Raw genomic sequence first — 12,930 nt, forward strand, 5'->3', positions numbered from 1 at the left:
ACCTTTCGGTTAAAAGCAAAATACTGAGTGAATACTTACTCTTCGTCTTTCGCTTCTTCAGCATCGGCCTTCTCAGGCTCTGCTGGCTTAACCGCCGGTACGACCATTGGCGATTCAGCATGAGTCAGCTTGGCAATGATACCACCAATACGCTGGCGCATTTCGCGACGGTCAACAATCATATCAATCGCACCGTGCTCAAGCAGGAACTCACTACGCTGGAAGCCTTCTGGCAGCTTCTCGCGTACCGTCTGCTCGATAACACGCTGGCCGGCAAAGCCAATCAATGCCTTTGGCTCACCAATGTTGATGTCACCCAGCATCGCCAAGCTTGCTGATACGCCACCCATTGTTGGGTCTGTTAGTACCGAGATAAATGGTAGGCCTTTATCAGACAAGCGCTCTAGTGCCGCACTGGTTTTTGCCATTTGCATCAGCGACATCAGCGCTTCTTGCATACGCGCACCGCCACTGGCGGAGAAACAAACCAATGCACAGTTATTGGCAATGGCTTCGTCAACCGCGCGGACAAACTTGGCGCCCACAACAGAGCCCATTGAACCGCCCATGAAAGAAAACTCAAAGGCACAAGCGACAATAGGTTGCTCAAGTAGCGTGCCTTTCATTGCCACGAGGGCATCTTTCTCACCGCTGTTCTTTTGCGCGGCAGAAATACGATCTTTGTATTTCTTCGAGTCACGGAACTTCAGCTTATCTTTCGGCTCCATGTCTTCTGCGATTTCAACTTGACCTTCAGCGTCAAGGAACGTTTCTAGGCGACGACGCGCCTTCATACGCATGTGGTGGTCACACTTAGGGCAGACTTCTAAGTTACGTTCTAGATCTGCGTGATAAAGCACTTGTTCGCATGAAGTACACTTGGTCCATACCCCTTCAGGAATAGACGCTTTGCGAGAAGAAACAATATTGCTTTTTGTAAGGATCTTTTCCAGCCAGCTCATGAATGACCTTTCATCTTCTTATTTCCCTGCCAGCCCACGCTCTATCGCAAACGTATCTGGCAGAGAATTACAAATTCGTTAATTTACCGAGGTGGAATTAAAGCACAAAGTTGTCAGTCTGTAGATAAAAAACTGGTATTACAAGTTAGTCCGGCAGAAATAGAGGCCCGATCGGCGCTCTTGGCAACGCATATTCTTCCGGGTAATCAACATCGACCAGGTACAAGCCTTCCGCTTTCGCAGTCGCGCCTGCCAAGGTGCGATCTTTTTGTGCTAACAACCATTGGATCCACTCAGGCTTCTCTTCACCGCGCCCAACTTTGATCAGGCTGCCAGTGATGTTTCTCACCATATGGTGAACGAATGCATTGGCCTTGATATCAATGATCACAAAGTTACCTTGCCGCGAAACATTCAAGTGCATTAGGTTACGCCATGGGCTACGAGATTGACAATACACAGCACGGAAGGATGTGAAGTCATTCTCACCCAATAAGTACTGCCCCGCCTCATGCATGGCTTTTTCATCTAGCTCGCCGTGATAATGGCTCACGCCAGTATTAAGGATCGCAGGGCGCAGGGCATGATTATAAATCACGTAGCGGTAACGGCGGGCTGTGGCGGTAAAGCGAGCATGAAACTCTTCGTCCACTTCTTTCGCCCAGCGAACGGCAATATCTTTAGGCAAGTGGGCATTCACCCCCATCGACCATGCGACCATCTTGCGCTCGACATTCACATCGAAATGCACAACTTGCCCCGTGCCGTGCACGCCTGCGTCAGTTCGACCAGCACACTGGACTTCAATCGGCTGATTGGCAATTTTAGTCAGGGCCTTTTCCAAGCGCTCCTGAACACTGTCTACATCTCGCTGACGTTGCCAACCATAGTATTTCGCGCCGTCGTACTCGATACCTAAAGCTATTCGCATAATTTACTTCGTTCTTACCTGTGCCAATACCAACCGGATGAAAACTCGATGAGTCGTTAATCCCGGTTGGTATGAGTAACCTAAAACTAATTGTTGCAAAGAGGGATCTTTGCAAGTTCAAAAACACTACATGTGAATTAGCCCAGTAGTATATACCTAGCAGGCTTAATCCCCTAGAAAATGAAAACGCCTTCACTGCTGAAGGCATTTTCATAAAAGTGTCAACCCATATCAGGACGGGTCAAAGATACAAAAAGATAGGCGACTAGCCTAGCAGCTTCGCCAACAAGGTTTTCGCTTCCTGCTGGCTACTACCATCCCCTCGGCTTGCCACTTCCTCAAGCAGCCCCATCGCCCCCTCTTGATCGTTCATCTCAAGGTACGCCTTGGCCAAATCAAGCTTGCTGGCATATTCACCTTGGCTATCGACATCATAGCTATCGATACCCGAGAGTACATCCGGGAACTCATCCAAACCGACTTCGAGGTTAAGCGGCGCTTCGTCAAGCTCTTCATTCTGCTCTGGCGCATCAAGATCTTTCATCAGCTCATCAATGCTAATGTAGGACTCTGAGCCGGTAGCCGTGTCTTGCAACTCTTCAGGACTAACGCTGGTGACCTGCAGTGCATCCTCTGCAACCAACTCGCTACCCGCTTCGTTAACGGTATCGAACTCATCGTCCATTACGAACGGGTCGGCAGACTCGGTCAGCAATGAATCGGTATCAAATGCATCGATTTCATCATCTTGCATTTGCGGTTGGTCAGCCCAGTCTTCCACTGCCAGTTCAGGTTCAGGGTTGCTCGCCGCCCAAATTGCCGAATCTTCTTCTGACATTTCATCACCGAAGTCGGCTGAAGCATCAGTATTCTGCTCAGGCATTGCCAGTAGCTGCTCTCGCTCATCATCGCTTGTGATCGACTCGTGCGGGGCAAACGCCGTTTCCTGTGGCTCATGTACCGCTTGCACAGCCTCATCTTGTTGCGGTTCGTTGAGCAGTGCGTCCATATCAAGGCCAGCCGTGTCCACCAGCTCCTGATCAAACGCATCCATTCCTTGATGGATATCTTGACGAATACCTTGAGGCTGAGTGGCTACTTCCTCGGGTTGTACCGCAGCCTCTTGAGGCTGTACGGCAAGGTCTTGAGATTGAGTAACTGGCTGCGCCTGCTGCTCCTGGGGTTTTAAACCTTGCTCGGCTTCATATTGCTCCAGCTCGTACTGCTCATCGAATGACGCTTGCAGCGCATCATCTTCACCAAACTCTGGCAGCATTGCAGGGTCAAGCGCTTCAAACGCAATGTCCTGCTCACCGTGGATAGAATAGTTGCCATCGATACCTTGCTCGACTGACTCGTCCTGAGCAACCTGTGGTTGAATATCTTCAGGTGCAGGAGCAGATGATGGCTCTTGCGCAGAAAACCCTTGTAACAGCGCATCACGCTCAGCTTGCTGAGGCTCTGCCGCTTCAGCTGCCTGCTGCAATTGCTTCACAATGTTATCAAGTACAGCCTGCTCTTCATCTGCGCTCAGCTCAGGCGCAGCCATTTCCTCCTCAAGCTCTTGCGCTTCAGGATCATGCAGGGCGGCTTCCTCATCGAATTCAGGCAACTCATCCAGGTTGATTGGCTCGGCTTGAGGTGGTTCAGGCTGGGTTTCGTGAAGGCTATCTTCTTGTTGGAACAAGTTATCCAACATTTCAGCTTCTGCCAACGCAGTTTCTTCATCGAAAACCGGGAAGTCATCGCCCGACAAAATCGCATCGATATCAGGCTCGATTTCTTCCAGAATATCGTCATGCGCGACCGTTTGTGGCTCTGGCGACTCTTGCGGTACTGATGACTGTTGCGGCTCTAAAACATCTTGGTGGGCGACAGCCGTTTCTTGAGCGGCGGCCTGTTGTTCACCAGCTTCAATTTCAAATCCAACGTTGTCGCTGCTCTCAAGATCAGTATCTTCAAAATCAGTGCCCTCAAAATCGATGCTCTCCAGCAGCTGATCGACCGTTTTACCAATCGTTTCAATATCATCTTCATCAGATGACTGGAGTGACTCGGCAGATAAAATGTCTTCAACATCCGCCACCAGCGTATCGATTGTTTCGTCCGGTGCACCATTCAAGCTTTCAGCAGGAGCCTCATCTAGCTCACCTAACGTGGCATCGACATCATCAGCGGCCGCCTCTGATCCAGTCACTGACTCGGCTTCAGGCTCCGAACCGGTATTTTCCGCCAGCGCTTCTTGGAAAATGTCATCAAATGCCGCACTTTCAGGGAAGTCAGCATCTTCTTGTTGTTGCGCAGCTTGCTGAGGCTTTTGCTCAACTTCAAGCGGCTGTTCAAACTCAGGATCGAATTCAGAGTCAAGCCCCGGCTCTTGCATAGCCTCTTGGACTATCTCTTGCGTAGCCTCTTGCGCTTTATCCGGCGTAGCCGCTGGTTCTGGCATTGCCGCTTCGGCAGCTGGCTCAACCTCACCACTGTGCTGCGCCAAGATATCATCCAGCAAATCAGTGCTGGTTGGCTCAATATCAATGTTATCGATATCGACTACCGGCTCAAGATCATCAGCCAGTAATGCTTCATCGACGTTTTTTTCTTCGTCGTCGAGATCCGAGACTAACTCATCCAGCAAGGCGGTGCTGTTTTCATCGACAACAACATCGGTACTCAGGGTGTCGGCCTCTGCCTCTTCTGCCAGCAGCTCATCGAGCAGTGCGGTGCTGTTTTCCTCAAGCTCGATGTCACTGCTTAAGCTGTCGTCGTCGCCTTCGATCATCTCATCAAGCAGCGAGGTGTTATTGGCATCGAAAATCGACTCAATATCATCTTGAGTCATGTCCGGGCTTTCAACGGCCGCTTGGCTCTCAGCGTTTGCCGGTAGTTCAGGCTCGACCTGTTCGTCCGCTTGCGCTTGTACAGGCTCTGGTGAGTTAGACTCACTCGCTAGCAGCGCATCGATATCGTCGAGATCAACATTGTCTAAGTCAGACGTATCTAGCAGTTCAGCTTCAGAAGCCGCAAACATATCGGCATCAGCTAGCGCTTGATCGACGGCTTCATCCTGTGCTTCTGAAACCGCCACACTATCAAACAAGGAATCTAGCTCGTCTTGGCCAATCAGTTGCTCAGGATCAACATCGGGAGTCGCTGCGGGCTCGTCGCTACTTTCTGCACGTTTTTCTTCTTGCTCCACTTCTGAGAGCAGATCATCAAGCAGCGATTGGTCAAGCAAACCATCTTCAATGCCTTGCTCATCCAGCGAGCTATCCAACGAGAAGTCGTCCTCGCCATCGGACAGATCGAAACTATCTTCGTCGTCATCATCACTTTGCAGCGATTGCTCCCACATCGCCGCAAGGGCTTCGTCTGAGCTCGGCTCAGATTTTTGATCCATTTCATCCAGCGCGCGCTCCATATCTTGAAGCCCAATCGCCTGATCATCACCCTTCACCGAGATGCTGCTTGGGCCTAAGCCACTATCGATCTCAAACTCATCATTGCCATTGCCGCCCAAGCCTTCGTCGTTAGAGAACAAGCTTGATTCCGGGTCATCAAACAAGGAGTCGTTGTCTGTCGCAAACAGATCATCAATATCGTTATCATCGCTCAATGCCAACTCTGGCATTGGCTCATCGTCAACCGCTGCCGGCGGTGGTGCCACCATCGCCGGATCGCTTGCTTGCTCAGGCGCATCCAGGGACTTAACGTCACTCTCTTCTTCTTTTCTGCGACCCAGCAAGAAGTAGGCAACTAGGCCAGCAATCAAGGCCCCAGGAATTAACGCCATGGCGGCAACAGCCCACGGGTTATCAATCAAGCGATCAAAAGCAGATGGCTGAGGCGCTTCAACCGCTACCGCTTGGGCACGTTGTTGTTCAATGAAACCCTTAATTTGCTCACGCAGCACTTCATCATCGCTGATTTGATCTTTCAGCGCGGCAACTTCATGCTGCATTTCAGCCAAGCGAACACGCAGTAAGTGGTTACTTTCTAGCAGCTTGGTGATCTGCTCATCCGATGCATCCAACTGGTTTTGTAGCGCAACGGGCTTGGCAGGGATCAACGTCGGTTTTTCAGGTTGGGCGTCTGTGCTATTCGCGGCCACTTTTGGCTCGGATACCACTTCTTCTTTCGGTGGTTCCGGCTGAGGGATCGGCTCAGCCACCACTTTAGGCTCTGGCTTAGGCGCCGGCGCTGCTTTTGGTGCAGGTTTTGGCGCTGGCGTTGCTGCGGCTCTGCGGGTCGCTGAACGGCCTTGATCCGCTTCTAGCTGACGTTTAACCGCGTCGGTATCTTCACGGCGAACTTGAGCAAGTGATGGCATGGTCAACACACTGCCTGGCACTAGCCCATGGATATTGTTGTTTTCGAATGCCTGCGGGTTGGCACGGTAAATCGCACCAATAACCTGATACACCGACACTTGGCTCGATGGACGGTTACGCGAGGCAATAGACCATAACGTTTCGTTATTGGTGGTTGGGCCGTAGCGGCTAGCTGATGCATTGGTTTGGGCAGCGGGTGCAGCCAATGCCGCCGTACTGGCTGCATTGGCTTGCTCTTCAGCTGACGGGCCGATAATACGTATCGTATTTGCCTGAGCCGGTATTTGAATAGCTGATGTGAGAAGTACCGGTAAAATAAGGCGTTTAATCATTGTCGAAAACTCAGACACTGCCCGCGATCCTCTTTGGCAGGAAGAAAAAATGGTTCATACGAGGTATCCCCCCGATTTTGTATGCATGATACAAGAATAATGGTTATCGGCATACTGACAATAAACTTGAAGGCGAGTTTGTGAGGAGTGTTCAGGAATCGTGGCGATAGCACGTTCTGGTGGCCTGCCTAAATACCAAGTATAAATAACAAGCACATACAAAAAACGAGAGCGCGAGGCTCTCGTTTTGCATGCTAGGTCGGTTTACAAACACAACCGATTACAGGTACTCAGCGATCAGGGTTTCGGCAATTTGAACACTGTTGGTTGCGGCGCCCTTGCGAACGTTATCGGCAACAACCCACATGTTCAGGCCACATGGGTGGCTGATATCTTCACGGATACGGGCAACCATGACATGGTCTTTGCCTGTTGCATCACTCACCTGCGTTGGGTAGTCATTGCCGTGGAAGACTTCAATGCCTTCGGCATTTTCCAGCAGGTTAATCGCTTCTTCAATATGAACTGGCTGGCATGTTTCAACGTGGACCGCTTCAGCATGGCCGTAGAACACCGGTACTCGCACACAAGTTGGGTTAACACGGATATTGTTGTCGCCCAAAATCTTCTGGGTTTCCCACACCATCTTCATTTCTTCTTTGGTGTAGCCGTTGTCCATGAACTCATCGATGTGCGGCAGGCAGTTAAACGCAATTTGCTTGTCGTATGCCTTGTTTTCAGCCGGAAGGCCGTTCAGCAGCTTGGCGGTTTGGCCCGCAAGCTCGTCAACACCCTTTTTACCCGAGCCCGATACCGACTGGTAAGTCGCCACGTTAATACGCTCGATACCATAGGCTTCGTGGATTGGCTTCAATGCCACCATCATCTGGATAGTTGAGCAGTTCGGGTTAGCAATAATGTTGCGGTTACGGTAATCCGCCAATGCATGCGGGTTCACTTCTGGCACCACCAGCGGTACATCATAGTCGTAGCGGAAACGCGAGGTGTTGTCGATCACCACCACACCGTAGTCGGCCGCAATCGGTGCCCAACGATCGGATGTTTCAGCACCGGCAGAGAAAATTGCCAGCTGTACCTGTCCCCAGTCGAATTCTTCAACATTGGTAACACGCACATTCTTACCTTTAAAGCGCACGGTTTTGCCGGCACTACGCTCAGAAGCAAGCAAATAAAGATTACGAACAGGAAAATTGCGTTCTTCTAGTACTTCTACAATGGTTTCGCCGACAGCGCCGGTTGCACCGAGTACTGCAATATCAAATTCCTGGCTCATGGCCTTTCCTCTACTGTAAAACCTAAATTAGCCAGCGACTCTACCCCAAAATGGGTCTCGCCCGCTACAGTAATCGCACTATATTCACGTCGATCCCAGTAATTTTTCCGCATCTGATCAAAAGCTGTCGCCATTTGCTCGCTATCGGCTGGCTTTTGGCTAATTTCTCGGCGGAAAAGCGCATCATCACGGCGGACATCGTAAACAATCTGGATCAAACCAAACAGATCGGCTTCGTCCCACTGCTTGCTCAAGCTAACGTGGGGAATTGGCGCAACCGGCAACAAACTCGCCGCTGCTACCTGCTTGTCGAGACCCAGGAATTGGCAATAGCTGTTATAAACCATGGTCGTGCCACGGGCCTTGCCTTCGAGTCCATAACCGGCCACATGGGGGGTGGCAAAAGCCAATAATGGCAATAGCTCAAGATCAACCAATGGTTCATGCTCGAAGACATCAAGCACCGCCGTTAGTTGTTTTCCTGTACCGTTATTACTCTGCTGCAGCGCCAGCTTCAACGCATTGTTATCCACCACAGGGCCGCGCGCGGCATTGATCAAAATGCTGCTTGGCTTCATGGCGGCAAGAAACTCGCTATCCACATAATGGTATGTCGGATAATCGCCATTACTGGTGATTGGCGTATGGAAGGTGATCACATCACACTGCGCTAGAATTTCATCAACGGTGTGAAATTCACGGCTATCGCCAGCAGCTTGTTTGATTGGGTCATTGAGCAAGTAACGGATCCCCAGCGCATCCAAGCAATTGGCAAGATAGCTACCGACGTTACCCGCCCCGATAATCCCGACGGTTTTATCGAAAATTGAAAAGCCTTGTTGCTGTCCAAGTACCATCAGGCTGCTTAATACGTACTCCGCAACCCCAACCTTGTTGCAACCCGGCGCCGCGGTGAAGGTGATCCCCTTGCCGGCCAATAACGCCTCATCGACGTGATCTTGCCCAGCTGTTGCTGTACCGACGAATTTCAGCTTATTGGCTTTCTCCAGCAAGGCTTCATTTACTTTTGTCACCGAGCGGATCATCAGCGCATCAATATCAATCAGGTCATCTGCCGTCAGTCGACGTCCAGGCTTGCTGATCACTTCGCCAAGCTCATCAAACAGCTCAGCGGCATACGGCATGTTCTCATCAATGAGAATTTTCATGGGGGAAATTCCTAGTAAAACGGTTCTGAAAGCACCTTAGCACCGATTTTAGATACAAAAAAGCCCGACAAAAACTGCCGGGCGATATCCAGGAAATAAAAACATCGACTGAGCTCATAGACAGATCCCGCAAAAGAAAATACTATTCATCCAGTTAATGTCGCGTCTGTTTCATAGGCACAGGCTATTGTTGCAACCTAATAGAGTCTCCGCTAAAAGCCCTGTTCGGTTTTGGCATTAGCCAGTGCCAACCCTGGAAAATGACAAAAGTCATTGTCAGTGGTGGCAGCCTTTCCTAACTCCCGCTCACCGCTCAATTTTTTAAAGCATGATCGACTGTTTGCGATTATGCCTCGTATTTTTTGATCACCAACGTCGCGTTAGTACCACCGAAACCGAAGCTGTTAGACATGACTGTCTTCAATTCTTGCTCGCGGGTTTCAGTCACAATGTCCAAGCCTTCCGCTGCTGGGTCCAATGTTTCTACGTTAATACTTGGGGCAACAAAGCCGTTGTCTAACATCAAAGTTGAGTAAATCGCTTCGTGAACACCTGCCGCACCCAGTGCGTGACCAGTCATCGCCTTGGTAGCTGAAATTGCAGGGCTGTTCTCACCAAATAGCTCTTGGATAGCACCAAGCTCTTTGACGTCACCCACTGGGGTAGACGTACCGTGAGTGTTGATGTAGTCGATTGGTTCTTCAACGTTCTGCATTGCCATCTTCATACAACGCACCGCGCCTTCGCCTGATGGTGCTACCATGTCGTAGCCGTCTGATGTCGCACCGTAACCCACGATTTCACCGTAGATTTTCGCGCCACGCGCCAATGCGTGCTCAAGCTCTTCGACAACCAGCATGCCGCCACCACCAGAGATAACGAAACCGTCACGGTCAGCATCGTAGGTACGTGATGCCTTAGTTGGATCATCATTGTACTTGGTTGATAGTGCGCCCATGGCATCAAACATCATAGTTAGCGACCAATCTAGCTCTTCACCACCACCGGCAAAAACCACATCTTGCTTGCCCAACTGGATAAGCTCAAGCGCGTGGCCAATACAGTGTGCAGACGTTGCACATGCCGAGCTCATGGTGTAGTTCACACCACGGATCTTAAACGGAGTCGCCAAACACGCCGAAACTGTTGATGACATCGTACGAGGTACCATGTAAGGACCTACACGCTTCACGCCTTTCTCGCGCAGGATATCCACTGCGGCAACTTGGTTATAAGACGAAGCACCACCAGAACCCGCAACTAGGCCAGTTCGGTCGTTAGAAACTTGTTCTTCTGTCAGGCCTGCATCTTCAATGGCCTGCTCCATCGACAAATACGCAAATGCGGCTGCATCGCCCATGAAACGCATTTTCTTACGGTCGATATGCTCTGACGGGGTCATTTTCAAATCGCCCCAAACATTGCTTCGCAGCTTCTTTTCCGCGAACTGTTCAGAGAAGTTAATACCGGATTTACCCGTTTTCAAAGACTCCAGCACTTCTTTCACGTTGTTACCAATGCTGGATACAATACCCATGCCTGTAATTACGGCTCGTTTCATGATGAATTCCTACTGTCATTTAACGTGGTTGATAATAACGGGTTTATTGCGCAAAAGTGGTCAGCTTTCCTTTTGATCGGGTACAATCTGCCACAATTTTATCAGCACAATGCATGGTATCGGCCAATTTTCCCGCCGCAGCCATGCTACCGATACACCAACAGTGAGGTTTCTCCCTTGTCTATAACTCCGAAACGGTCTGAAGCGTCAACTAGCCGTATTGCCAATGCCGTCCTAGACTGGAACGACTCAGGCACGCCTGTGTCCAACGACTTTGATGATGTTTACTTCTCGAATGCCAATGGACTGGAAGAGACCCGCTATGTATTCCTAAAACAAAACGGCCTGCCTACCCGCTGGGAGCATTTCGACCGCCGCCGCTTTGTTATCGCCGAAACCGGTTTTGGCACTGGCCTTAACTTTCTAGCTGTTTGGCAGTGGTTCAAGGCATTCCGCCAAGCAAACCCAGATGCCACAACCAAAGAACTGCATTTCATCAGCTTTGAGAAATTCCCGGTGACCAAAGAAGACTTGGTCAAAGCCCACCAAGCATGGCCTGAGTTGAGCGAGCTGGCTGAGCAGCTCCATGCCCATTACCCACCCGCTGTGGCCGAATGCCAACGCATCGTGCTGGAAAATGGCATGATCACCCTCGACCTCTGGTTCGGTGATATCAAAGAGTGTATGCCACAAGTATGGACCAACGATGAAGGGATGGTAGACGCATGGTTCCTTGATGGCTTTGCCCCGAGCAAAAACCCAGAGATGTGGAACCAAGATCTGTTCAACGGCATGGCGAAATTGGCAAGGGTGGGCTGCACCACAGCCACCTTTACCGCCGCCGGCTTTGTTCGCCGCGGCTTAGTTGAAGCAGGCTTTGACATGGCCAAGGTGAAGGGCTTTGGCACCAAGCGGGAAATGCTGGCCGGTGTCGTGCGAGAGCGTCAATACCGCGCTAATGCCAAGCCATGGTATGCAAGGCAGGCTGCATCTTCATTAAGTTCGACTAATGATGTTGCCATTATTGGCGGTGGCATTGCTTCGGCAACCACAGCGGCCGCCCTCACCCGCCGCGGTATCAAGGTTACGCTCTATTGTGCAGAAGCGCTTGCGGCAGAAGGGGCCTCTGGCAACCGCCAAGGTGCTGTTTACTCGCTGCTTAATGGCTCCAACGATGCACTGTCGCGTTTCTTTGCCCCTGCATTTTTATATGCCCGTCAGTTTGTTGAACAGGCTGCAGAAAAGAAGACCTTTGCCCATAGCTGGTGTGGCGTCACCCAACTTGCCTGGGATGACAACGCCACCAGCAAGCTTGAGAAAATGATGTCGGGCGGTTTCCCATCTGAGCTTATCCGCCAACTAGATGTGGAACAAACCGAGCAAGTGACAGGCGTCAAAACCGGTCACGCGAGCGTCAACTACCCACTCGGTGGCTGGCTATGCCCGCAAGCACTGACACGCGCTTTAATTGAATTAGCTATTGAGAGCGGACACCTGACATTCAAGCCAGAAACAGACATTTGTCAGTTAGAACAGCAAGCGGTGGATATTGATACCACTACTACGGACACAACTACTGATGCAACTGCCGATGCAGCTGAAGCCGCGCCATGGCTACTTACCGATAGCAAGGACAACCACTACTCTCACCAAACGGTTATTGTGGCCAACGGCCACCGTTTTGCTGAATATCCGCAAACTGAAAATATCCCTGCTTACTCGGTGCGTGGGCAGGTTAGCCATATTCCAACCAATGAATCGCTTGCCGAGTTAAAAACCGTGCTTTGCTACGATGGATACCTCACTCCGGTAAATAGCCCTAACAGCGATCACGCGGGTAGCCATTGCATTGGTGCGAGCTACCGCCGAGGCAGTACTGATCTCACCTTTAGCGAGGAAGAGCATTTAGATAACAAGCAACGCTTGGTTAACTGTTTGCCAGAGGCCAATTGGCCGAACCAAATCGACATGGCGGATAACCAAGCCCGTGTTGGCGTACGTTGCGCCAGCCGCGACCACCTTCCGTTTGTCGGTGACGTTTGCCAATATGAACAACTGCTTGAGCAGTATGCTGATTTAAGGGAAAAACAAGACAGTGCCGATGCCGTACCTACCTACCAGAACCTCTACGCCATGATTGGCCTTGGCTCTCGCGGACTCAGTTCAGCACCGCTATTAGGGGAACTATTGGCTTCGCAGATCTGTGGTGATCCGCTACCGCTGCCAAACAGTGTACTGGAAGCACTGCATCCAGGGCGGATGTGGGTGAGGAAATTGGTGAAAGGGAAGAAGGTTTAGCCACTACCTTAAACTAATCCTTCTCCTAGTTGCATAGCCCTCTTGGCTGTCAGCG

The 12,930-nt window shown here is 50.8% G+C and carries 7 protein-coding genes; 1 reads left to right on the forward strand and 6 read right to left on the reverse strand.

Features of this window, described 5'->3' with window-relative positions; genetic code table 11:
* Positions 1 to 35: 35 nt before the first annotated feature.
* The 6 genes from accD to fabB form a co-directional block, all read right to left on the reverse strand.
* On the reverse strand, positions 36 to 962 hold the full coding sequence (accD, locus tag C9I98_RS11135; protein ID WP_036824759.1) for an acetyl-CoA carboxylase, carboxyltransferase subunit beta: 927 nt from the start codon (positions 960 to 962) through the stop codon (positions 36 to 38).
* Between the two features lie 145 nt (positions 963 to 1,107).
* A complete protein-coding gene (gene truA, locus C9I98_RS11140; protein ID WP_036824755.1) occupies positions 1,108 to 1,893 on the reverse strand; it encodes a tRNA pseudouridine(38-40) synthase TruA in 786 nt (261 codons plus the stop codon).
* A gap of 265 nt (positions 1,894 to 2,158) precedes the next feature.
* A complete protein-coding gene (locus C9I98_RS11145; protein ID WP_245907141.1) occupies positions 2,159 to 6,571 on the reverse strand; it encodes a FimV/HubP family polar landmark protein in 4,413 nt (1,470 codons plus the stop codon).
* Between the two features lie 262 nt (positions 6,572 to 6,833).
* On the reverse strand, positions 6,834 to 7,847 hold the full coding sequence (locus C9I98_RS11150) for an aspartate-semialdehyde dehydrogenase (protein WP_036823266.1): 1,014 nt from the start codon (positions 7,845 to 7,847) through the stop codon (positions 6,834 to 6,836).
* A complete protein-coding gene (locus tag C9I98_RS11155) occupies positions 7,844 to 9,016 on the reverse strand; it encodes a 4-phosphoerythronate dehydrogenase (protein WP_036823268.1) in 1,173 nt (390 codons plus the stop codon). The genes C9I98_RS11150 and C9I98_RS11155 overlap by 4 nt, the downstream gene beginning before the upstream one ends.
* Positions 9,017 to 9,362: 346 nt before the next feature.
* The gene (gene fabB / locus C9I98_RS11160; protein WP_036823269.1) at positions 9,363 to 10,577 is read right to left on the reverse strand and encodes a beta-ketoacyl-ACP synthase I; all 1,215 of its coding nucleotides are present in this window, start codon (positions 10,575 to 10,577) and stop codon (positions 9,363 to 9,365) included.
* Between the two features lie 183 nt (positions 10,578 to 10,760).
* Here fabB and mnmC point away from each other — a divergent pair, with 183 nt between their 5' ends.
* Positions 10,761 to 12,875 carry a bifunctional tRNA (5-methylaminomethyl-2-thiouridine)(34)-methyltransferase MnmC2/FAD-dependent 5-carboxymethylaminomethyl-2-thiouridine(34) oxidoreductase MnmC1 gene (gene mnmC, locus C9I98_RS11165; RefSeq protein ID WP_107272028.1) on the forward strand — a complete coding sequence of 705 codons (2,115 nt, stop codon included), beginning with the start codon at positions 10,761 to 10,763 and terminating at the stop codon, positions 12,873 to 12,875.
* The last annotated feature ends 55 nt before the right edge of the window (positions 12,876 to 12,930 follow it).

The organism is Photobacterium sanctipauli, from assembly GCF_003026495.1.
In the GTDB taxonomy this organism is placed as follows: Bacteria; Pseudomonadota; Gammaproteobacteria; order Enterobacterales; family Vibrionaceae; genus Photobacterium; species Photobacterium sanctipauli.